23 protein-coding genes, 1 tRNA gene and 1 pseudogene are annotated in these 22082 nt (G+C 60.5%); 10 read left to right on the top strand and 15 right to left on the bottom strand.

The genetic code is table 11. The annotated features are described in order from the left end of the window. Positions 1-33 precede the first annotated feature (33 nt). Complete coding sequence (gene fabA / locus N2A41_RS22825) at positions 34-549, bottom strand: 3-hydroxyacyl-[acyl-carrier-protein] dehydratase FabA (protein ID WP_170262722.1); 516 nt, start codon at positions 547-549, stop codon at positions 34-36. A 301-nt stretch (positions 550-850) separates the two neighbouring features. On the opposite strand from fabA, the gene irrA reads away from it, so the two are divergent. Next, positions 851-1270 (top strand): iron response transcriptional regulator IrrA, encoded by a 420-nt coding sequence (gene irrA / locus N2A41_RS22820; protein ID WP_012759643.1) that lies wholly within the window; start codon positions 851-853, stop codon positions 1268-1270. A gap of 10 nt (positions 1271-1280) precedes the next feature. Here the strand turns inward: irrA and N2A41_RS22815 are convergent, their stop codons facing one another. After that, complete coding sequence (locus tag N2A41_RS22815) at positions 1281-1916, bottom strand: trimeric intracellular cation channel family protein (RefSeq protein WP_260057022.1); 636 nt, start codon at positions 1914-1916, stop codon at positions 1281-1283. A 301-nt stretch (positions 1917-2217) separates the two neighbouring features. Between N2A41_RS22815 and N2A41_RS22810 the strand changes: the two genes are divergently transcribed. Next, positions 2218-2691, top strand: coding sequence for a hypothetical protein (locus tag N2A41_RS22810; protein ID WP_017966447.1), 474 nt, complete (start codon positions 2218-2220; stop codon positions 2689-2691). A gap of 3 nt (positions 2692-2694) precedes the next feature. On the opposite strand, the gene N2A41_RS22805 is transcribed toward N2A41_RS22810, so the two are convergent. Next, on the bottom strand, positions 2695-3483 hold the full coding sequence (locus N2A41_RS22805; RefSeq protein ID WP_170282450.1) for a YdcF family protein: 789 nt from the start codon (positions 3481-3483) through the stop codon (positions 2695-2697). A 69-nt stretch (positions 3484-3552) separates the two neighbouring features. Then, the gene (locus N2A41_RS22800) at positions 3553-4275 is read right to left on the bottom strand and encodes a YoaK family protein (RefSeq protein ID WP_260109772.1); all 723 of its coding nucleotides are present in this window, start codon (positions 4273-4275) and stop codon (positions 3553-3555) included. Positions 4276-4513: 238 nt separating this feature from the next. Here N2A41_RS22800 and N2A41_RS22795 point away from each other — a divergent pair. Further along, positions 4514-4716 (top strand): annotated as a pseudogene (locus N2A41_RS22795) (DUF2798 domain-containing protein); the annotation flags it as partial. Here N2A41_RS22795 and N2A41_RS22790 read toward each other — a convergent pair. From N2A41_RS22790 to N2A41_RS22780, 3 genes are all read right to left on the bottom strand, one after another. Continuing rightward, positions 4715-5968: an MgtC/SapB family protein gene (locus tag N2A41_RS22790; protein ID WP_260109771.1), complete on the bottom strand. Its 1254-nt coding sequence runs from the start codon at positions 5966-5968 to the stop codon at positions 4715-4717. The pseudogene N2A41_RS22795 and the gene N2A41_RS22790 sit on opposite strands and share 2 nt — an antisense overlap. 95 nt (positions 5969-6063) lie before the next feature. Then, positions 6064-6420 carry an SPW repeat protein gene (locus N2A41_RS22785; protein WP_170257472.1) on the bottom strand — a complete coding sequence of 119 codons (357 nt, stop codon included), beginning with the start codon at positions 6418-6420 and terminating at the stop codon, positions 6064-6066. Between the two features lie 119 nt (positions 6421-6539). Beyond that, on the bottom strand, positions 6540-6971 hold the full coding sequence (locus tag N2A41_RS22780; protein ID WP_017966441.1) for a DUF3775 domain-containing protein: 432 nt from the start codon (positions 6969-6971) through the stop codon (positions 6540-6542). 201 nt (positions 6972-7172) lie between these two features. On the opposite strand from N2A41_RS22780, the gene N2A41_RS22775 reads away from it, so the two are divergent. Beyond that, on the top strand, positions 7173-8156 hold the full coding sequence (locus N2A41_RS22775) for a zinc-dependent alcohol dehydrogenase family protein (protein WP_260109770.1): 984 nt from the start codon (positions 7173-7175) through the stop codon (positions 8154-8156). A 186-nt stretch (positions 8157-8342) separates the two neighbouring features. Here the strand turns inward: N2A41_RS22775 and N2A41_RS22770 are convergent, their stop codons facing one another. Together N2A41_RS22770 and N2A41_RS22765 are read right to left on the bottom strand one after the other, a co-directional pair. Next, positions 8343-8429, bottom strand: coding sequence for an inositol monophosphatase family protein (locus tag N2A41_RS22770; protein ID WP_245268412.1), 87 nt, complete (start codon positions 8427-8429; stop codon positions 8343-8345). Further along, positions 8426-8620, bottom strand: a complete 195-nt coding sequence (locus N2A41_RS22765; RefSeq protein WP_017966438.1) for a hypothetical protein — start codon at positions 8618-8620, stop codon at positions 8426-8428. Before N2A41_RS22765 ends, N2A41_RS22770 begins: the two co-directional genes overlap by 4 nt. Positions 8621-8799: 179 nt before the next feature. On the opposite strand from N2A41_RS22765, the gene N2A41_RS22760 reads away from it, so the two are divergent. Continuing rightward, positions 8800-10386, top strand: a complete 1587-nt coding sequence (locus N2A41_RS22760) for an AAA family ATPase (protein WP_260109769.1) — start codon at positions 8800-8802, stop codon at positions 10384-10386. 33 nt (positions 10387-10419) lie between these two features. Here N2A41_RS22760 and N2A41_RS22755 read toward each other — a convergent pair. Continuing rightward, a protein-coding gene (locus N2A41_RS22755) for an IS630 family transposase (RefSeq protein ID WP_222282285.1) occupies positions 10420-11366 on the bottom strand; the annotation gives its coding sequence in 2 pieces (ribosomal slippage) (positions 10420-11025 and positions 11028-11366; 945 coding nt in all). 325 nt (positions 11367-11691) lie between these two features. Here N2A41_RS22755 and N2A41_RS22750 point away from each other — a divergent pair. Continuing rightward, positions 11692-12024: an ArsR/SmtB family transcription factor gene (locus tag N2A41_RS22750; protein ID WP_260109768.1), complete on the top strand. Its 333-nt coding sequence runs from the start codon at positions 11692-11694 to the stop codon at positions 12022-12024. A gap of 154 nt (positions 12025-12178) precedes the next feature. Here the strand turns inward: N2A41_RS22750 and N2A41_RS22745 are convergent. Both N2A41_RS22745 and N2A41_RS22740 read right to left on the bottom strand, forming a co-directional pair. After that, positions 12179-12254 (bottom strand) — tRNA-Ala (locus tag N2A41_RS22745). Between the two features lie 151 nt (positions 12255-12405). Beyond that, positions 12406-12789, bottom strand: coding sequence for a TIGR02300 family protein (locus N2A41_RS22740; RefSeq protein ID WP_017966434.1), 384 nt, complete (start codon positions 12787-12789; stop codon positions 12406-12408). Between the two features lie 276 nt (positions 12790-13065). On the opposite strand from N2A41_RS22740, the gene aroA reads away from it, so the two are divergent. The 3 genes from aroA (at position 13066) to rpsA (ending at position 17024) form a co-directional block, all read left to right on the top strand. Beyond that, entirely contained in the window at positions 13066-14424 is a 1359-nt protein-coding gene (aroA, locus tag N2A41_RS22735) for a 3-phosphoshikimate 1-carboxyvinyltransferase (protein ID WP_260109767.1), read from the top strand. Positions 14425-14497: 73 nt separating this feature from the next. Continuing rightward, entirely contained in the window at positions 14498-15145 is a 648-nt protein-coding gene (gene cmk / locus N2A41_RS22730) for a (d)CMP kinase (RefSeq protein ID WP_260109766.1), read from the top strand. A gap of 175 nt (positions 15146-15320) precedes the next feature. Continuing rightward, positions 15321-17024 carry a 30S ribosomal protein S1 gene (gene rpsA / locus N2A41_RS22725; RefSeq protein ID WP_003544285.1) on the top strand — a complete coding sequence of 568 codons (1704 nt, stop codon included), beginning with the start codon at positions 15321-15323 and terminating at the stop codon, positions 17022-17024. A 77-nt stretch (positions 17025-17101) separates the two neighbouring features. Here the strand turns inward: rpsA and N2A41_RS22720 are convergent, their stop codons facing one another. The 3 genes from N2A41_RS22720 to N2A41_RS22710 all read right to left on the bottom strand — a co-directional run bounded on the left by N2A41_RS22720 (position 17102) and on the right by N2A41_RS22710 (position 20582). Continuing rightward, positions 17102-18661 (bottom strand): hypothetical protein, encoded by a 1560-nt coding sequence (locus N2A41_RS22720; RefSeq protein WP_260109765.1) that lies wholly within the window; start codon positions 18659-18661, stop codon positions 17102-17104. A 231-nt stretch (positions 18662-18892) separates the two neighbouring features. Next, on the bottom strand, positions 18893-19519 hold the full coding sequence (locus tag N2A41_RS22715) for a ribonuclease D (protein WP_017966430.1): 627 nt from the start codon (positions 19517-19519) through the stop codon (positions 18893-18895). Between the two features lie 253 nt (positions 19520-19772). Further along, a complete protein-coding gene (locus N2A41_RS22710; RefSeq protein ID WP_017966429.1) occupies positions 19773-20582 on the bottom strand; it encodes a MerR family transcriptional regulator in 810 nt (269 codons plus the stop codon). Between the two features lie 167 nt (positions 20583-20749). Between N2A41_RS22710 and N2A41_RS22705 the strand changes: the two genes are divergently transcribed. Beyond that, positions 20750-22030: a 4-aminobutyrate--2-oxoglutarate transaminase gene (locus N2A41_RS22705; protein WP_017966428.1), complete on the top strand. Its 1281-nt coding sequence runs from the start codon at positions 20750-20752 to the stop codon at positions 22028-22030. The last annotated feature ends 52 nt before the right edge of the window (positions 22031-22082 follow it).

Raw genomic sequence — 22082 nt, 5'->3', positions numbered from 1 at the left:
TTGTTGTTTTCGTCAGCCGCTCGAAATGCGGTTTCAGGCCGTCTTGTCTTTCGATAGACCGACGCGAAGGTCGGCCGCCTGGTATATGGTCTCGCCGTCCGCCTTTAGCCAGCCGTCGGCCGTGCCGAGGACCAGACGGCCGCGCATGACACGCTTGAAGTCGATGCCATATTCGATCAGCTTCGTCTGCGGCCGGACCATGCCCTTGAATTTCACTTCGCCTGTTGAAAGCGCCATGCCGCGGCCTTGCTCGCCGAGCCAACCCAGATAAAAACCGGTCAGCTGCCACATGCCGTCGAGACCGAGGCAGCCCGGCATGATCGGATTGCCTTCGAAATGACAGGGAAAATACCAGTCGTCGGGGCGCACGTCATATTCCGCCCGGAGGTAGCCCTTATCGAAGGTGCCACCCGTTTCGGAAATCTCCGTTATGCGGTGAACCATCAGCATGGGCGGCAGGGGCAGCTGCGCATTGCCGGGGCCGAACAGCTCGCCGTGCGCGCAAGCGATGAGTTCGTCATACGAGAAGCTGGACTGTCTGGTCGTCATGAAGTTTCTTTTTCCCCCCGCGTCAAGCCGATGGATGTGAACGTGTAGTCCAGGTTCTTCAGAAAATGAAGCACAAGCAAGGCAGCTTCATTCATCGCCCCGGACCAGGCTTGCACCATTATTTGGTGGTCGCATACAGGAAGGCTAGAGCCGGGACCAGACCTATTTGCGTCAAAAGCCCGTTTTTGCCGCGTTTATCAGGCTCCCGTCGCCATTGAACTATTGAAAGGCTCCGATGCAAAAGTTATACCGCTTAAAGAAACATGATTGCTTTATGCCAGAATAACCGGAGTTGGTTTTGATGACGGGTGCACTCCCGATCGCAATAGAGGTAAGGCTGCGCGGTGCGGGCCTGCGCCCCACCCGCCAGCGCGTCGCCCTCGGCGACCTCCTGTTTGCCAAGGGCGACCGGCATTTGACCGTCGAGGAACTGCATGAAGAGGCGGTTGCCGCCGGCGTGCCGGTGTCCTTGGCAACCGTCTACAACACGCTGCACCAGTTCACGGAAGCCGGTCTCATCCGCGTTCTCGCCGTCGAGAGCGCCAAGACCTATTTCGATACCAATATTTCAGACCATCACCATTTCTTCGTCGAAGGCGAGAACGAGGTTCTCGACATTCCCGTCAGCAACCTGACGATCGCCAATCTGCCGGAACCACCCGAAGGCATGGAGATCGCCCATGTCGACGTGGTGATCCGCCTGCGGGCAAAGCAGGGCTGACGATCCCGCTTCACATGACATCGTCGGGGTGCCGGCCAGGCTGATGCTTGTAGGTCGGGAAGGTCCAGCCGAACCACAGGGCCCCGCCGCGCACGGCAAAGGCGGCCACAACGCCGCAGGCAGACGCCAAATAGAGCTGCATTCCGAGCCCATTGGCGAGCGTGAACACGCTGGCGCCGATAAGGGCTGCGGTGACGTAGATTTCCGGCCTCAACAGCACCGAAGGCTCGTTTGCCATCAGATCGCGCAGTATGCCGCCGAAGGTCGCCGTCAGCGTGCCGGTGACGATCGCGATTGTGGGCGAACCGGTGGCGGCGAGGCCCTTGGCAGCGCCGAGCACGCAATAGGCGGCCAGGCCGATCGCATCGAGCCAGATCAGCAGGCGATAGCGCGATTCCAGCAGGTGGGCGGTGAAGAAAACGATGATCCCCATGATACAGCAGACGAGGATATAGGCGGGGTTCAGCACCCAGAAGACCGGCACGCGGCCGAGCACGATATCGCGCACGGTACCGCCGCCCGTTCCCGTCACCATGGCGAAAAACAAAAAACCAATCAGATCCAGTTGCTTGCGCGAGGCGGCGAGCGCGCCTGTCGCGGCAAACAGCGCAATGCCGGCATAATCGAGATAGACGAGCAGAGACATGCGAGCCCCGGGACCGGCTGAAGTTCAGAGCATGATGCCGAAAAGTGTGAGCGGTTTTCGGACGACATCATGCTCTCACTCTTGAATTGAGAACAGGATTCAGATTTTAGGCCAACTAGGCCTAAAATCATCCTGTTCTCGGGAATCAATCACGGCGGCAAGGGCGGCGCAAGGCGGCGCGGCCATAAAGCTGATGTCTTTGATTTAATGCATGTCGTCGTCCCAAAGCATGTCGTTGTCCCAAACCGCTGCACAGTTTTGGGCGACATGCATTGGGAGCCTTTATCCAAAGAGGAAAGCCGTGAAAACGCTGGTGCTCGCCGTTCTGAATATCGTCCTGCTACTTGCCATGCCGGCCGTCGCCCTCAGTCAGCAATCGCTGATATCCGACCCTGAGATCTACGAGAAGAAACATTTCCAGCAGCAGTGCAAGACGGCCGAGTTTGCCGACGGCTTCATCATCCGGCAGGACATCAACAATGACGGCCTGATCGATGCGGTGGTCAACGAGGGCCAGTTGACCTGCGACGGGCAGAAGGGGCCGCAATGCAATGACGACGGCTGTACCTATAATTTCTACCTGCAGGTTGCCGAAGGCGGTTATTTCATGATCGCAACGGCACAGATCTATGGCTACGATTTCGTCCAGCGCTTCGGCAACATGGTGCTGGCGATGAAGATGCATCCGCGCTTCTGCGACCGCACCGAAGGTGATCCCTGCACCGTGACGGCACGCGTCCGCGGCACGAAATTCGTCACCATCTCTAAGAAGTAGACCTCAGCTTGGATAAAGCTCCGACGTGCGGCCGGCGAGGTAATATCCGACCAGGCCATACCATTCGCGGATCGCCGTCGCCATGTTCTGCGCATTGAGGCTCGGCTGGGTGAAATCAAACCCAAGCCTCACCTGGCCGTCGGTGCGATAATCGGTCGGCCAAGGCACGATATCGATGCCGAGCTTGCGGAAGATGCCAACGGATCGCGGCATGTGAAAACCCGAGGTGATCAGCAGGCAATTGGAAAGGCCCTGGCTTGCCAGGAATTTCTTGGTATTGACGGCGTTTTCGAAGGTCGTTCGCGATTGCCTCTCTTCGATCAGGCGATCCCTGCCAACGCCGAAGAGCGGAAAGAAACGCTCGGAGGCGGCCGCATCGCCTTCATAGATACCTGAGAGGGAGCCGTCGCCGCCCGATACCAGGATACGTGACTGCGGAAATTTCTGCGCGAGCCGCAAGGCTTCGACGAAGCGGTCGGCTCCGTCATTGAATTCTATGCCATGGCGCGCCGTGTTCACCTCGTTTTCGAAGCCGCCGCCGAGCACGATCATGCATTGCAGGCTATCAGGATCGGCAGCGGGTTTTGCGAAGCGCTCCTCGAGGCCCTGCATCAGGAGGTTTCCGGCGGTGGTGTAAAGCGTCACGAAAAGGATAAGGGCCGAACCAGCTGCGCCGAGAATACTTAGGGTACGCCAGCGCAGGAGGCCGGCAATCAGGGCAAGCAAGATGAGGAAGAATGCCAGCGACAGCGGCTGAGCGAAAATCCAGACAAGCTTCGAAATCAGGAACAAGACCTACTCCTTTGAGGATAAACGGCGGTCCTTCCTATCCGATTCGACGGTAACAGGAATGCGACGGTTTTATTTCGCGCGCGTGATGGCCGATCCGCTCGGCGCGATCTTCTGATTGAAGCGCCGCTGAAGCGGCCGCGGGATGAGCATTGCGACCAGTGAAAGCATCATGGCGAAGAGGGAGACCAGCCACAACGCATGCGCTCCGGTCAGTCGCGTCAGAACGGCGCCGACGATCGCGCCGAGCACCATGCCTCCCCAGGGCACGATCTGGATCGTCCATTCGACATGACGATCGCCGATGATCCAGCGGCCGATGCCGCGGCCAAAGCGCGACAGGGCGCCTGTCACATAGGTCAAGCCGATCGGCAGGCCTTCGATGTGCTCGACGGCGGCGTTCACCATGCCCATGGAAAAAACGATCATGTAGAACCGCACGAACAGCATGTTCTGTACTGTCATCACCGAGGCGAGCGCCAGAACCAGGGCGACGCAGCCAAGCACCACGAAAATCCGGCGTTGCGAGACATGGGAGATGACGATGCCTGCCGCATTGCCAAGCACGAAGACGATGATGGCAGAGATCAGGACTGCCGCGTGATGAAGATTGCCCTCGCTCAAGGCCAGTGCGGTCCGCGTCGTATTGCCCGTCATGAAGGAGACGAAATCGCCGGTCAGCAGAAGACCGGTCGCATCGGTCATGCCGGCCAGAAACGAAATCGAGCCGACGAGGGCGAGCCCGGTCAGGGTTCGGCGGGTACGGATGATGCGGCGTCGTCTTGATCTGGTCATTGGCTGAAGGTCCCGGAGCCGAATCGCTGAGATTCCAGCAACAAGCATACATCCTCGCATTGAGGAATTGGCAAAGGCGATCGGAAGGGGGTGGGCGGATTTGAACGGCTAGAGACATTTTCGGCCATAGAGGCAGCGTTGCTTCAGATCGAAGCTCCGTAAGCGTTTACGTCAATCAACGCACAACCCGTCGATCGGTACTGCGCAATTGTCTGATCGGCACCTTACGGAGATCAAAATGCCCAAGAGCAAACTCCCCAAACGTTACAATACGATCGTCATGTCACTCATCTCTCGCTGCCGATGACATCAGTCGTCTCGGCGATCAGCATCGTGAGAGCACAGGGCCTGACCACGCCTGCACTTGCCATGTGGCCCTCCACATGGGCGCTCTCCTGGGCGATCGGCTTTCCCGTGCTGCTGTTGGTTCTGCCAGTGGTCACGCCAGAGCCAAGCCGGCAATTCCGGCAAAAGTCGCAACAATGCCGGCGATCGCGAAACGAACTGCATAGGCGATGCTCCCCATGCTTGCTGCAAGAACAGCTTTCGCAAGCAGATTGGCGAACGCGGCGACCGCTATGGCGCGAGCGGCCGCATCCGCCGGCACCTGGACGGATGACAATTTAGCCACGGCAAGTGTAATCGCATCGAGATCGCCCAGTCCCGTGATGAACGCAAGGGCGAGCAGCGACTGGTTTCCGAAGACGTTCAGGGTCACGCGCGTCAGGACTATCACGACGGCGAGAACAAGCGCGAAACGCAGCACAACCATCACCTCAAGTGGGTTTCGCGGCAAGAAATCAGTGCTGTCATCCGGGCGCCGCCACGATGCGGCGAGGCCGCCTGCCATGGCGAAGATCACAGCAGCTGGAGCGAGCGATGGAACCAGTTCCTTGAAAACAGCCGGTGCAACGACGCCGCAAATCAAAAGCACCCGGGCGAGGGAAACGGCGCCCGCCAGCATCGCTCCCGCTGAAAGCAATGGTGAGAGGGCAGGCATCTGTGTCGACTGGCGGGCAAAGGAAAGCGTCAAGGCCGTCGACGAGACAATGCCGCCGCTTGCCCCGGTCAGCAGGATGCCGGCGCGGGCGCCGCTGAGCCTGATCAGGATATAACCAGCAAAGGAAACAGTTCCCACCAGGATCGTCAGCATCCAAAGCTCAAAGGGGTTGATCGCCTGCCAGGGGTCAACCGGCTGATTGGGAAGGATCGGGAGGATGACCACCGTCATCGTCAGGAGGATCAGGGCGGCCCTGAGCTCGAGCCAAGTCAATTGACGAAGAAATCCATGCAATGGTTCGCGCGCGGCGAGGAGCGCTGTTATTGCAACAGCGCTTGCCGCCGTTGCCGTCATATCCGTAACGACTGCGCCGAAGCCCAGCGCGAAGACCGTTATTGCCGCAATGGCACCGGTTGCGCTGTAGTCTTTGTCATGTGTTGCCTGCATGCGGCTGAAAAGGAGAATTGTGACGCAAAAGGAAGCAAAGATGGCCGTCGGCAGAATTGGCCCCGTCACGGGCTGCAGGAAGCCGCAGAAGCCGCCCAGGAAACTGGACAGGCCATAGGTGCGGATCCCTGCTACCCTTTTGCCCGACGCGGCCTCACGATCCTGCCAGCCGCGCTCGATGCCGACCAGAATACCAATCGCAAGCGCGAGACTGAGGCGCTGGAAGGCTTCTTCGGTCGTTACCATGACGTGATCATCCGATGGGTCCAGACGTTGCCGGCCCATCCAATCGTGAAGGCACCTGCGCCGTATATGTCATTTCGTCATCCGCAAGCCGTCGTTCAGCGGCGTTCAGATAGGTTTGCTCCGCGAAGTGCCCATACGCCGAGAACAACGAGGAGAATGCCTGAGATGAAAGCATTCCAAACGAGGAGCGGCTCTTGAACGTACTGGAAGATCCATGGCGAGGCGACAAGCCAGACACCGATCAGAAGATTGACCCATTCTTCCCAAAAACGGTACGATGCCAGAGCAGCCAAGCCTAGGATAGCGATAGCGGTTCCGCAGACAAGGAAATTCCAGGCGGCCGACCCCATAGGCATGGAGTCCGGACTAAATCTTCCGAATACCCAAGGAGAACTGATGAGCCATATTCCCACGATAAAGGCGATGTGGTCTTGCCAACGGCGACGGTTCATTGCTGATCTCCTTGCTCTCCAAGAGCCATTCACAGTCATGCAGCTCAGTTCATGGCGTCGGATCGACATTCCTTGCAGCTGAGGAAATTCCCTGGCTGCCGCTTTGGGCGCCGGCGATATCAGAGCCGGCCCAACGCGTCGTCCGTGGACGCCTCTCCGAACTGGTCGAGTGCCTCTTCGAGATAATCCGGCAGGAGAGGCAGGCCGAGAAGATAAGCCGCCGTGCGCGTATTGTGCGCATCGGCAGCCAGGCTGCGCAGTTCATCCCAATCATCGACATTCCCATCGCCTCGGCCGAGCCATGCCAAGGCGACCAGGTCGATCTGTTCGTCTTCGTTGAGAGCCCAGATTGCACTCCTGAGCTCCGTCTCGACGGGATCGTCGTCATGGTCCTCCAGCACTTCGATCATCCCGTCGTCACTCGGATTCGAGCCCGGATCGGGTTCAGTGACAACATCCTTGACGTCGAACTGCTTGCCCTTGAGGATGAGAAAGCGGACGGTCTCCGGCGAAATGCTCGGCCTCCATGCCTCGTTCACAGCGTCATTCATGAAGTGGCCTCCGCGCACGTTATTTCATTTGAACTATACCACGATGTGACATGGAATGCCGATGCATTGAGAAGGTCAATCTGGGCGTCGTCACGTAACGAAAACGGCAAACGAGAATGGGCAGGACGTATCCTTGACGCGCGTTCATGCCGATTGACGCGTTTTCAAAAGGGTGCCGGTTTGCGAGATGAGGAGAGGCTGATGCAAGCAATGATTTTGGAAAGGATCGCGACCCCCTTGCGTCTGGTAGAGCGCGCTAATCCCGTGCCTGGAACGGGCCAGTTGATGTTGAGGATCGAAGCTTGCGCCGTCTGCAGGACGGATCTTCACGTCTGTGACGGCGACCTTCCGAACCCGAAGCTTCCACTCGTTCCCGGCCATGAGATCGTCGGCATCGTCGAGGCCGTTGGGGAAGGTGTCGCGCCATCGCGCATAGGGCAAAGGGTTGGTGTGCCCTGGCTAGGCCACACATGCGGCTGCTGCTCGTTCTGCCGCACCGGAGATGAAAATCTCTGCGACGAGCCGCAATTTACCGGCTATACGCGCGACGGAGGTTTTGCCACCCATGTGGTTGCCGACGCAGATTATGCATTTGCACTTGACGGCGAGGCCGATCCGGTCGCTCTTGCGCCGCTGCTATGCGCGGGTCTCATTGGCTGGCGTTCGCTGAAAAAAGCTGGTGACGGTGCCCGGATCGGGCTTTACGGATTCGGTGCAGCCGCCCATATCATCGCGCAAATATGCCGCTGGCAGGGCCGTCAGGTCTATGCTTTCTCACGCACCGGCGATGAGGCAGCGCAACGTTTCGCGCTCAGCCTTGGCGCTTCGTGGGCGGGAAGCTCGGATGAACCTTCGCCCGTCATGCTCGACGCGGCAATCATCTTCGCTCCGGTCGGCGAACTCGTGCCGGCAGCGCTGAAGGCGGTGCGCAAGGGCGGCAGGGTCGTCTGCGGAGGCATCCACATGAGTGATCTTCCGGCTATGCCCTATGCGCTGATTTGGGGGGAGAGAAGCGTTGTTTCGGTCGCAAATCTCACGCGCAAGGATGCGGAGGAATTCTTCCCCATCGCCCGCCAGGCAGGCATCAGAACCCATACGATTGTCTATCCGCTTACCGAAGCCAATAGGGCGCCTGACGACTTGCGTGCCGGCCGATTGAGTGGAGCGGCCGTCTTGAAGCCTTGAGCCACGGGCCTATTGCTGGGGCTTTGCAGCGCGACCAGGAGCGCTTCGGTCCGGGGATCGAGATGAGAGCGGCTGACAAGCGCGATCGGATGACGCCGTGGAGCGGAAGGGCGGGGCAGGCTGCGGCGCAGACCGCCGGCTGTTTGCTCGAATGCAAGTCCGGCGCCGTCGGTGAAGAAAAGCCGGTCACGGGCGGGTGCATAGGGCGATATTGACAGCAAACTCGTCTCGGCCTTTTATGAATTCCTTCGTGCCGTCGAGCGGATCGATCACGAGAGCGGAATCTGAGTCCTTGCGGGCCTCGAAGACACGGCTGTCTTCTTCGCCGGGACAGGCATTGCCGGAAAGACGGCCAGGCATGCTGCGCGCAGGATGTCATTGCTGGCAAGATCGGCGGCGGTGACGGGTGAACCGTCCTGTTTGGCTCTTACCGCAACGTCGTCGTCCTGCGACGTGAGCGGCATCGCCGGCTTTCCGGATCACCGGGATCAGCGCTTCGACAAGCTGTCTTCTCGAAGACAGGTTCATTTTCACCCCGCGACCCCGGGGCCTCGCTTTCGTTCTGAGATGTGGCGGCGGTCCGAGCATTGATACGGGTCAATGCACTGTCGCGGAGGCAGGGCGATGCTTTCGATGGCGCGGCATGTCAGCTGAAAGTTTGCAGATGATCACGGAAGACCAGTCGGCAACCATTTCCTTTCTCAACGACGCATTGCCCCAGGATGGGCAGCCGGTCGAAGTGATCGAGACGCATATCTCGCGCATTTTTCTTGCCGGGGACCGCGCGTACAAGATGAAGCGCGCCGTGAAGCTGCCCTATGCCGATTTCTCCTCGGCGGAGAAAAGGCTGGCGACATGCCGGAAAGAGGTGGAATTGAACGCGCCCACGGCGCCCGGCATCTATCTCGGAGTCAGGACGATCACGCTGGAAAAGGACGGTGGCCTTGCGCTTGATGGTCAAGGGACCCTGCATGATGCTCTGGTGGAAATGCGGCGCTTCGATCAGTCGCTGCTACTCGATCATATCGCCACCTCCGGCGGATTGACGTCGTCGATGATGACATCCCTTGCAAGGGCGATCGTCGGCTTTCATCGTCTCGCGCCGGTCATGAGTGCCAACGGCGGGGCGGCGAGCATGGCTGCGGTGCTGAAGGTCAATAAGGCCGGCTTTGCGACTAGCCATATCTTTTCCGTCAACGAGATCGAGGAACTGACCGGGGCCTTCGAGAGGCACCTCGCGCGGCTCGCCCAGCTCCTGGATCGACGGGGGCTGGCCGGCAAGGTCCGGCGTTGCCATGGCGACTTGCATCTCCGCAATATATTCTTGCTTGCTGGCGAACCATGCCTGTTCGATTGCATCGAGTTCAACGATCAGATTGCCACCACCGACGTTCTCTACGACCTCGCCTTCCTGCTGATGGATCTCTGGCATCGAGGGCATCCCGAGTTCGCGAACCTCGTGATGAACCGTTATCTCGACGAGACGGACGAGGACGACGGTTTTGCAGCACTGCCGTTCTTCATTGCCGTACGCGCTGCCGTGCGGGCTCATGTGATCGCCACTCAGACGGAGGATGCAGGTGATCGTGCTGCGATGTTGACCGATGAGGCGCGCTCCTATTTCCAGCTCGCCCGGTCTCTCCTGCATCAGGTGCCGGGACAACTCGTCGCGCTCGGCGGCCTCAGCGGATCGGGAAAGACGACGCTTGCAGAAGTGCTGGCGCCGCGGATCGGCCTCGCGCCGGGAGCACGTATCATCGAAAGCGACCGCATCCGCAAGGCAATGCACGGCGTTCCGGCAGAGACGAGGCTGCCGAAGGCCGCGTACCGGCCAGAGGTTTCGGCAAAGGTCTATCAGGAGATGGCCTGGCGCGCCCGTCTCATCCTTGCGGAAGGCAGTTCGGCGGTGGCCGATGCGGTCTTCGACAAGCCGGTCCACCGGCGGATGATCGAGGAAGCGGCGGAAGAAGGCCACCATCCCTTTTCGGCCTTCTGGCTCGAAGCCGATCCGGCACTGCTGTGGCAGCGCGTTGCGGCACGGGTTGGCAGCCCCTCCGACGCGACGGTCGATATCCTGGCGCACCAGTTCGCGCATGAGACGGGCGCCATCGCATGGCCGCGCCTCGACGCCACGCAGCCCGCCGAAAGGCTCGCCGAGGAGATCATGCTGCGCAATAAGGCAAAAGTCATCGAGCCCGTCCCCTGTCAGCCGGCAGACCGCTCGTCCTGAGCCGCATCAGCCGTCCGCTAGAGCGGGATTGTTTTATGTCCGTTCATATCCGGCTTCCTTGAAGTAGTTTTGGCACTCTTTCGGCGAGACGGTTTGAAGGGTGGCTGCCAGCGCGTCGTCGATGGCCTGTCGGGTTCGAGCCTGCGCCTTGCGCAGCTCGTGCTTGATCTTGGCGAAGAGTTTTTCGATCGGATTGAGATCGGGGGAATACTGCGGCAGGAAGAACAATCTGGCGCCGGCCTTGCGGATGGCGGCACGGATAGCGCCGGCCTTGTGCGAGCCGAGATTATCCATGACGACGATGTCGCCGGGTTTGAGCTCCGGTACCAGCACCCTCTCGACATAGATGCGAAAGCGTTCGCCATTGATCGGGCCGTCGATGATCCACGGTGCGCTGACGCGGTCGGCCCTGAGGGCTGCGACAAAAGTCATGGTATTCCAGTGGCCGAAGGGCGCATGGCCCAACAGCCGTTCGCCGCGCGGCGCCCAGCCCCTGAGCGGCGTCATATTCGTCTTCGTCCAGGTTTCGTCGATAAAGACAAGGCGAGATGGATCGATGCGATGGCGATGCTTCAGCCAGCGCGCCCGCCGGGCGGCAACATCGGGCCGCTCGCGCTCGCTGGCGACCAACGTCTTTTTTTATAACTCAGCCCTTCCTCATGCACGAAGGTCCGGACGGCGCTGTAATCCACTTTCAGGCCGCGCTCTCCGAGTTCCGCCACCAACCCGCGCAAGGTGAACGCCTGCATGTGGCAGCGATCGATCAACCAGACCCGATGTTTACCTGAGATCGCCCGTGGCTTGTGCCCGCCCATCTGGCCGGGAGCCGCGCTGCCCGTCTCACGCAAGCGCCGGACCCAGTCGATCGCGGTGCTGATGCCAATGCCGAAGCGCTTTGCCGCCGCTCGACACGACAGGCCCTCGCGCGTTACTGCGCCAACAACGCGTTCCCGAAGATCATCCGAAAAAGGTTTCGCCATCCAGACCGGCCTCCTGCACCGGCCAGAATGGTGAATCTGATTTGCACCAGAAAGGGAATCCCTGTTCCGATTCCGACTAAAACAATCCCGCTCTAGTGCGACCGCATGATGCCGTCAGCCGAGATGGCTGGCATAGTCAAGCTGAAGCCCGCGCCCTGCTTTCGTCGCCGGACGATCGCGGATCGAACAGCGTCCGTTTTCACCACGGGCCGTGCTGACCTTCAGCGTGTTTTGACGCGGCCTTCTCACTATGCGATTTGCGTTAGGTCAATGAGCAAATCTCGCCCGCCGCTAATGTACATTTCGTGTTCAGAGGAGGCACGCCATGATCGTAAATGACCGTGAGCTGGCGGACTATTTTTCCGCGCTCGCCAACGTCAGCCGTTTAGCCGTGCTGCGCACGCTGGCCAAGGGTGAGATCTCAGCCACGGAACTCGCCACAAGTGTCGGGCTCAGCCAGTCGGCGTTATCGCACCATCTGAACGTGCTGAAACGTCAGCAGGTCGTCAAGGCGCGCCGCGAAGCTCAGACAATCTATTATTCGCTCGCCAGCCATCGAAGCGAGAAAGCCGTCTCTCTTCTCAAGGGCATATTGTTTCCCGACGGACTCCAGATGTCGATGTTCGGCTTCTTGGACTTCGGCCCCGAGGCCGCGTGAAGATCGCGATCGGCCGGAGCCTCGATCCTGCCAAAGGCAGCCAGCCGCAGCCTACTGTTAGATCGAAGGTTTTTATTGTCCGGTCCATTCTGATGAATGGAACGAAGCCCTACAGGCCGAGCTCTACATGGAAGACCTGGTTGGCTAACGAGTTTGGTGGAGCTAAGCGGGATCGAACCGCTGACCTCTTGCATGCCATGCAAGCGCTCTCCCAGCTGAGCTATAGCCCCATCAAGGTGGTCCGGCTCATGGCCGGTCCTGGGATACTCGTAAGGCACGTGCCCTGCGGAGTGGCGGCTTATTACTTCCGGTTTCCGGAGATAGCAAGCCTAAAAAAATGCGGCCCGGAGAATTTTTTCCTCGCCGGGCCGAAATGCGGTCTCAGACTTCGTCTTCGTCGCCGGTGACGCCGATGATATCGCTCATGTCGTCATCATCGTCATCTTCGTCGGGTGTGAGGAAGGTGTCGTCGTCGTCATCGCCTTCGATTTCGACATCGTCATCGCCGATATCCGGAATGTCGTCGCCGCCGGCGGCGTCATCGGCATCTTCCAGCGAAACCAGTTCGACTTCGGTGTTTTCAGTATCGACTTCCGCGACCTCGTCTTCCTCGGCAACTTCGGCGATCGCCGAGGTTTCTTCGAAGAAGGACAGGGGGTAGGACTTGCCAGTATAAGGAGAAACGATCGGATCCCGGTTCAGATCATAAAACTTCTTGCCGGTTTCCGGATCGGTACGCTTGGTTCCAAGTTCCGCTTTCGCCACTATAAGCCTCGTGTGAATAGCCGAATATGAGATTCGGCAGATGCCGTTCAAGCCGGCGTTCCATCGGAATTTATAAGCCGGTCCCCTTAATCGCTGTGGCTTCGCATGTCAAAGCCAAATTTTGCGATCCGAGCGCCGGGATTTTGGCAAGCCGATGGATGACCGCCCGGCGCGTTTATGTTAACGAGCCGCAACAGCTGCAGAAGCGGACGGGAATTGCGACCGGCCAAGCCTGCCTTGCGGCAAAAATAGACTGCGTTTGCAAAGGATTACGCCATGCCGAACGGCTCTGCGCCCAGGCCCGCCACCGCCCGCAAATCCGCCGGTCTCAAGGGCAGCGTCCGCATTCCGGGCGACAAGTCGATCTCGCATCGTTCCTTCATGTTCGGCGGGCTTGCTTCCGGCGAAACTCGGATCACCGGCGTGCTCGAGGGTGAGGACGTGATCAATACCGGCCGGGCGATGCAGGCGATGGGCGCCGGGATCCGCAAGGAGGGCGCGCAGTGGGTGATCGAGGGCACCGGCAATGGTGCGCTACTTGCGCCTGAGGCGCCGCTCGATTTTGGCAATGCCGGCACCGGCGTACGGCTGACCATGGGCCTCGTCGGCACATACGACTTTCACTCCACCTTCACAGGCGACGCCTCGCTTTCGAAACGGCCGATGGGCCGTGTGCTCGCTCCGCTGCGCGAAATGGGCGTGCAGGTCAGCGCATCCGAAGGCGACAGGCTGCCGGTGACGCTCAGAGGCCCGGGAACGCCGAGCCCGATCCGCTATCGGGTGCCGATGGCATCCGCCCAGGTGAAATCGGCCGTGCTGCTTGCCGGCCTCAATACGCCGGGAGTCACCACGGTCATCGAGCCGGTGATGACGCGCGACCATACCGAAAAAATGCTGCAGGGCTTTGGTGCCGCCCTTTCCGTCGAGACGGACGGGGATGGCGTCCGCACGATCCGGCTCGAAGGCCGCGGCAAGCTTAAGGGCCAGGTGATCGATATTCCGGGCGACCCCTCCTCCACCGCCTTCCCGCTGGTTGCGGCGCTGATTGTTCCCGGCTCCGACATCACCATCGTCAACGTGCTGATGAACCCGACCCGCACGGGGCTGATCCTGACGCTGCAGGAAATGGGGGCCGATATCGAGGTGGTGAATGCACGTCTTGCCGGCGGCGAGGACGTGGCGGATCTGCGCGTACGCCATTCCGAGCTCAAGGGCGTCACCGTTCCCGAAGATCGGGCGCCGTCGATGATCGACGAATATCCTATTCTCGCCATCGCTGCCTGTTTCGCCGAGGGCGCGACGGTCATGAAGGGGCTGGAAGAACTGCGCGTCAAGGAGTCCGACCGCCTTTCCGCCGTCGCCGACGGGCTGAAGCTGAATGGCGTCGACTGCGACGAGGGCAAGGATTTTCTCATCGTGCGCGGCCGGCTAGACGGCAGGGGCATCGGCAACGCTGCCGGCGGCCAAGTCCGGACGCATCTCGACCATCGCATCGCCATGAGTTTCCTTGTCCTGGGGCTTGCCTCGGAGCATGCTGTGACGATCGACGACGCGGCGATGATCGCGACCAGTTTTCCGGAATTCATGCAGCTGATGACCGGCCTTGGAGCGAAGATCGAGCTCGTGGCGGAATGATGTGCCAGCTGCCGCATGTCCGCAAAGACGAACTCATTAATCGTTACCACGCACTGCCGCAGGGACTGATTTGATGACAAACGAGACTTTCATCATCGCCATCGATGGCCCGGCGGCAGCCGGCAAGGGCACGCTCTCGCGCCTCATCGCAGAGCGCTACGGATATCACCATCTCGATACCGGCCTGACCTATCGCGCCACGGCCAAGGCGCTGATCGATGCCGGCCTGCCGCTCGACGACGAGGCGGTAGCGGAAAAGATCGCAAGAGAGGTTGAACTCGCTGGGTTGGATCGTGATATACTTTCCACACATGAGATCGGCGAAGCCGCATCGAAGATTGCCGTCATGCCGGCGGTGCGCCGGGCGCTGGTCGAGGCGCAGCGGCGGTTTTCGACGAAAGCGCCGGGAACGGTGCTCGATGGGCGCGATATCGGCACGGTCGTCTGCCCGAATGCGGCGGTGAAATTCTATGTGACGGCGTCGCCGGAAGTCCGCGCAAGACGCCGTTATGACGAGATCCTCGGCAAAGGCCTGACGGCGGATTTCGATGCGATCTTCGAGGACGTCAAGCGGCGCGACGAACGCGACATGGGACGGGCCGACAGCCCTTTGAAACCAGCTGATGATGCGCACTTGCTTGATACGTCGGAAATGAGTATAGAAGCCGCGTTTCAAGCTGCTCAATCGATCATCGATGCGGTCTTGAGCCGAAATGCCTAAATTCAAGCGATTTTGCGTGCTCTGAGCATGGATCGCTTCTCATACAGCAAGCCTGAAATTCCGTCCAAGCGCCGGATTGCCTTCGTAAGAGAGGGCGGACTGGGTTCAGGCCCGTTAACGCAAACCAACCGGCGCATACGTGTCCGCTTCCGTTTCAGGACACGCAGGAGATTTTATGTCAGTAGCTACCCCCTCCCGCGAGGATTTCGCGGCTCTTCTCGAAGAGTCCTTTGCCAAGAACGACCTGGCCGAAGGCTATGTCACCAAGGGCATCGTCACGGGCATCGAGAAGGACGTCGCCGTTGTCGACGTCGGCCTGAAGGTTGAAGGCCGCATCGCGCTCAAGGAATTCGGCGCGCGCGCCAAGGACGGCCTGTTGAAGGTCGGCGACGAAGTCGAAGTCTATGTCGAGCGCATCGAAAACGCACTTGGCGAAGCCGTTCTGTCGCGCGAGAAGGCTCGCCGCGAAGAAAGCTGGGTCAAGCTCGAAGCCAAGTTCGAAGCGGGCGAGCGCGTCGAAGGCGTGATCTTCAACCAGGTCAAGGGCGGCTTTACGGTCGACCTCGACGGTGCGATCGCCTTCCTGCCGCGTTCTCAGGTCGATATTCGCCCGATCCGCGACGTAACCCCGCTGATGCACAATCCGCAGCCCTTCGAAATCCTCAAGATGGACAAGCGCCGCGGCAATATCGTGGTTTCGCGCCGTACGGTTCTGGAAGAATCCCGTGCCGAGCAGCGTTCTGAAATCGTTCAGAACCTCGAAGAAGGCCAGGTTGTTGACGGCGTCGTCAAGAACATCACCGATTATGGTGCGTTCGTTGACCTCGGCGGCATCGATGGCCTGCTGCACGTCACCGACATGGCATGGCGCCGTGTGAACCATCCGTCGGAAATCCTGAACATCGGCCAGCAGGTCAAGGTTCAGATCATCCGCATCAACCAGGAAACCCACCGTATCTCGCTCGGCATGAAGCAGCTCGAGAGCGATCCGTGGGATGGCATCCAGGCTAAGTATCCGGAAGGCAAGAAGATTTCCGGTACCGTCACGAATATCACCGACTACGGTGCATTCGTCGAGCTGGAGCCGGGCATCGAAGGCCTGATCCACATCTCGGAAATGTCCTGGACCAAGAAGAACGTTCACCCCGGCAAGATCCTGTCCACGAGCCAGGAAGTCGAAGTCGTCGTTCTCGAAGTCGACCCGTCCAAGCGCCGTATTTCGCTCGGCCTCAAGCAGACGCTGGAAAATCCGTGGGCAGCATTCGCCCGCAGCCATCCGGCCGGCACTGAAGTCGAAGGCGAAGTCAAGAACAAGACCGAATTCGGCCTGTTCATCGGCCTCGACGGCGATGTCGACGGCATGGTGCACCTCTCCGACCTCGACTGGAACCGTCCGGGCGAACAGGTCATCGAGGAGTTCAACAAGGGTGACGTCGTCAAGGCGGTCGTTCTCGACGTCGATGTCGAGAAGGAACGCATCTCGCTCGGCATCAAGCAGCTCGGCAAGGATGCAGTCGGCGATGCCGCTGCTTCTGGCGACCTGCGCAAGAATGCAGTCGTTTCCTGCGAAGTCATCGCGGTCAACGACGGAGGCGTCGAAGTGAAGCTCGTCAACCACGAGGACATCACCTCCTTCATCCGCCGTGCCGACCTCGCCCGCGACCGCGACGAGCAGCGCCCCGAGCGTTTCTCGGTCGGCCAGGTGTTCGACGCCCGCGTCACCAACTTCTCCAAGAAGGACCGCAAGATCATGCTGTCCATCAAGGCTCTGGAGATTGCGGAAGAGAAGGAAGCCGTTGCCCAGTTCGGTTCGTCCGACAGCGGCGCTTCGCTCGGCGACATCTTGGGCGCAGCCCTGAAGAACCGCGGCGGCGAATAAGCCTCGCGTCCGCCTTTGAATTGCAGAACCCGCCGGAGCGATCCGGCGGGTTCTTCATTTTCAGGCGATGATAATTATCATTCCCAGCCGACCATGCGCTGATAGAGCGCATAGACCGGATCGGCGGCCGCGCCTGCCTGATAGGCCGACGGTTCGGCATCGATCATCCTTGGCGTCCTCCGCTCGGGTGCAGCGGCGGTTTCTTCAGCGTCGGGCTCGGCATCGCCGCCGCCGGACTGCGCCTGCTGCTGATCCTCGGACGCGTCGTCACGGTGGTGCTGATGCTGGTGGTGCGTTTCGCCTGCCTTCTCGTTCGACGGCGTATCCTTGGCGAACTGGTAGGGCAGCTGGCTATAGGCAAATCCCTCCGGCATCCTTGCCGCCAACGGCACATAGGAAGCCTCGGCCGTCTCGGGAACCGGCCTCATCTGCGGTTGCGCGGAGATTTCTTTCGGCTGACGGGCGGCCGCAGCCGCGGCCTCGATATCCATCTGCGATGGGCGGAGTGCTGCGGATTGGCGAGCATCGGGTGCGGTGAATTCGGCCGGCTGCCTGGTCAGGGTTTCGGTCGCATCGCTGATGACGGCGTCGTCGAGGATCGTATCGATCTCCACTGCCGCCTCGACGGGAAGATCGTCCTGCACGGTCTGGACGTCTTGTTCGCGGATGATGGTGGCGATCATCTCGGAGACTTCTTCGGTCATCGAGGCGACAATTCCTGCCCAGTTCCTGGGAATGACAGGATCGACCTTTTCCGCCATCGCACTGGTTTGGATGGCAGCCGGCTCCGGCGTTGCCGGCGTATCGTCGGCCGCTGCGGCTTCCGTCGGCAACGGTTGCCCGGCTTCGATCTCCCGCGGCGCAGATTTTTCCGGGGCGATCTCCCTTGCCGTGACAGGGGCGGATTGAGCCCGGTTCTCAGCCTTCGGCGATTCCGGATCGGCAGCTTCCACGGCTTCGGCGATGACCGCTTCTTCGACGGTCGCCAAAGCTGCGGCCTCGATCAGCGAATCGGCTGACGCGGGCGCCGCGTCGGCCGGCTGGTGCATGGCGGCAGGCAGGCTGTCCTCATGCAGCCTTATCTCGGGCAGCCGGATCTCGGGGCGAGCTTCGGTGCGCATCGGCGATGCATCGTTCTGGCCATAGGAGCGGACGACGGCGCGGGCGGCGAGATCGCGATCCTTATAGCGGACGATCTCCAGATAGGCGACGACGCGGGCGGCTTCAGGACCTGTCGGGTTCTTCAGGGCCTCGGCGATCGTCCGGAGCGGCACGCTATGCCCATTCTCGGTGAGCTGGCGCTCGACCTCGTCGATCCTGGCGGTTGGCAGTCGCCGGATGGCATCGGCGAGCCGAGAGGCGAAGGCAAGATTGCTCTCGTCCTCGCCACGCTCCAGCGAGATCGAGCGGCCTGCCGCGTCGATGACATCGAAAAGGGCTTCGACCATGCGCTCGCGCGCCGCAAGGAGCAGAATATTGAGCTTGCCGGCAATGGCGGAATTGAGGTCGGCGGCCTCGACTGCGTTGACAGGCGCGGGGGCAATCACCGATTGGCCGAGACCACCGGCGACGATCGCCGCTGTCTGACTCTGGGACGAAAAGCTTGCATTGGACGCTGCACGAACGGGAGTCAACATGGCATGCTCCTTTCGTAAAGTGACGATGAAAGCAGGCTCTAGAAAAGGACCGCGCTCATCCGGTCCCCTTGCATCCCAGCAGATCCTCCTGTCCGCATGACGCAGTTCCGGCGTCATCGAAATGCATAAAAATTAACAGGAATATTAATGAACAGGCGTTAACGAATCGCTAACGGCCGCCGGCAAGCCTGCCGTACGGCTATTGGCAAACGCAGAATGAAAGCAATTCGCTCAGCTATGGGCGAAGATATCGGCATCTTCCCAGCCGAGCAGGTCGAGCTTGGCGCGGGTCGGCAGGAATTCGAAGCAGGCCGTCGCATGATCGTAGCGGCCATCGCGGATCAGGCGTTCGGTCAGCTTATCGCGCAATGCATGCAGATAAAGCACGTCGGAGGCGGCATATTCGAGCTGGGCCGGGGACAGCGTCTCGGCCGCCCAATCGGAAGATTGCTGCGCCTTGGAGACATCGACGTCGAGCATCTCCTTGAGATTATCCTTGAGGCCGTGGCGATCCGTATAGGTCCGGATCAGGCGCGAGGCGATCTTGGTGCAGAAAACCCGGGTCGTCGTGACACCGAAGGTATGGAAGAGCACGGCAATATCGAAGCGGCCGTAATGAAAGATCTTCTGATGGGTGGGGTCTTCGAGCAGGGCGACGAGATTGGGCGCCTCTTTCTGGCCGGCGGCGATGCGGATGATATCGGCGGTGCCGTCACCCGGCGAAAGCTGGACGACACAGAGCCGGTCGCGGCGCGGCACAAGGCCGAGTGTTTCGGTGTCGATCGCAATCGCGCCGGTGTAGCGGGCTGCATCGGCCGCGGAAATATCGCCTTCGTGATAACGTATGGTCGCTGCCATGAGATTGTCTTTCGTTCGAATGCATCCCCCACAGCGCCGCGCGTCTCTTTTGACGCGCAAAGGACGCTGTAGCACTTTGAATGGCTGCTTAATTTTATCCTGAAATCGATTCCGATTTAAGAATTTATCCAGCAGCGCTATAGCGCAATGGCGCAGAGTGCGAAACCGCTTTCCAGCCGCTGGAGCGCCGTGCGTCCTCCTGGACGCACAAAGGACGCTCTACCTCATTTCGTCTCCGCATCGTGTTGGCCGTTCAGAATGTCGGCGGGGTGTTGATCCAGAGAAGCACGGTTTCGCCATCGTGGCGGTTGCGCCAGGAATGGTCGCGGCGGCTTTCGAAATAAAGTGAATCGCCAGGCCCGAGATCGAAGAACTGATCGCTGTCGAGCACCAGTTCGAGCCGGCCGGACAGAACATGCATGAATTCCTCGCCCTCGTGGCGATAGGCGCCTTCGCTGGCAGCCCCCGGCGCCAGCACGAAACGGTGGCAGTCCATCATCCTGCGGCCTTCGGCAAGGAGCTGCACCGCGACACCAGGCGTTGTTTCCGGCCACTTGCGCCATTCGCCGGCGCGCACCAGCGCCGGCACGTCCCCGCTTTCTTCACCGGAGAGGCGGGAGACGGTGGTGCCGTAATATTCGGCGAGATCGTGCAGCGTCTTGAAACTGACGCCCTGCGAGGTGCGCTCCAGCGTCGAGAGCGTCGAAGAGCTGACGCCGATGTCGCCAGCCACCTGATCGAGCGTCTTGCCGCTCGCATGGCGCAGGCTGCGCAGCTTGCGGCCGAGGCCGCCATCCTGGCTTGCCTCGGCGCCATCGGCGGAAGGCTCCTCGCTCTCCAGCGCCTCGCGGATTGCCGCGGGATTGAGGCCACGCTCGATACGATACCAGGAGATGCGCTTCAACCGCGCCACATCGTCGGCGCTGTATTGCCGATGACCGGTTTGCGAACGACCGGGAACCACCAGACCCTGGCTTTCCCAGAGGCGCAGCGTCGAGGCCGAAACGCCCGCCAGCCGCGCGGCTTCCGCCACTTTGTAGCGCACAGGCCCGTTATCGTTCATCCGCCAACATCCCTGATTCCAATCGCCCCAGAGCTTTCATCAAAAAACGTGATGTTTGAAGCAAAAAATGCCGCTTGTTTTCTTGCAGGAAAAATGTAGGTGTTTTGTATGCATCTTGCAGAAGATATGCAAGATAGTTTTCAAACTTTCCAGCGGAGGAGCCACCGATGAACACGACAAGCCTTACGGACCGGAAGAACGCCGCTATTTCACGCGGCGTCGGCATGACGACCCAGATCTATGCGGATCGTGCAGAGAATGCCGAGATCTGGGACAAGGAAGGCCGCCGTTACATCGATTTCGCCGCCGGCATCGCCGTTCTCAATACCGGCCACCGCCATCCCCGGGTCATCGCCGCGGTCAAGGATCAGCTCGATCGCTTCACCCATACCTGCCATCAGGTGGTGCCCTACGAAAGCTACGTGCATCTTGCCGAGCGGTTGAATGCGCTGCTGCCTGGTGATTTCGAGAAGAAGACGATCTTCGTCACGACGGGCGCCGAAGCAGTTGAGAACGCCGTCAAGATCGCGCGTGCAGCAACCGGCCGCTCGGCCGTCATCGCCTTTGGCGGCGGCTTCCATGGCCGCACCTTCATGGGCATGGCGCTGACCGGCAAAGTCGTGCCCTACAAGATCGGCTTCGGCGCGATGCCCGGCGACGTGTTCCATATTCCTTTCCCGGTCGAGCTGCACGGCGTCACCGCCGACCAGTCGCTGACGGCGCTGAAGAAGCTCTTCGCCGCCGATGTCGATCCGCAGCGCGTCGCCGCCATCATCATCGAACCGGTGCAGGGCGAAGGCGGCTTCTACGCCGCACCCGCCGCCTTCATGAAGGCGCTGCGCGAGCTCTGCGACCAGCACGGCATCCTGCTGATCGCCGACGAGGTGCAGACCGGCTTTGCCCGCACCGGCAGGATGTTCGCAATGGACCATCACGAAGTGGCGCCCGACCTGACGACGATGGCAAAGAGCCTGGCCGGCGGCTTTCCGCTCGCCGCCGTCACCGGCCGCGCCGAAATCATGGATGCGCCAGGACCGGGCGGGCTCGGCGGCACCTATGGCGGCAATCCACTCGGGATCGCGGCCGCCCATGCCGTGCTCGACGTCATTGTCGAGGAAGATCTCTGCAACCGGGCCAACCAGCTCGGCGGGCGGCTGAAGCAGCGGCTGGAATCAATGCGCGAGACGGTGCCGGAGATCGTCGATATCCGCGGGCCGGGTTTCATGAATGCCGTCGAATTCAACGACCGGACGACGGGACTGCCGAGTGCGGAATTCGCCAACCGGGTGCGTCTGATCGCGCTCGACAAGGGCCTGATCCTGCTCACCTGCGGCGTCCACGGAAACGTCATCCGCTTCCTGGCGCCGATCACCATCCAGGACGAGGTGCTCGGCGAAGCGCTCGATATTCTCGAAGCCTCGATGCTGGAAGGGAGCGCAGGCATTTAAGCGCACCGGAACCGGATTTTCATTGGCCGCCGGCAGCCGGCAGCCGCACTCC

The sequence above is a fragment of the Rhizobium sp. SRDI969 genome, from assembly GCF_025152725.1.
GTDB lineage: Bacteria > Pseudomonadota > Alphaproteobacteria > Rhizobiales > Rhizobiaceae > Rhizobium > Rhizobium leguminosarum_I.
Note: the sequence above shows the minus strand (reverse complement) of the source record. Positions and strands in the feature narration are given on the sequence as shown.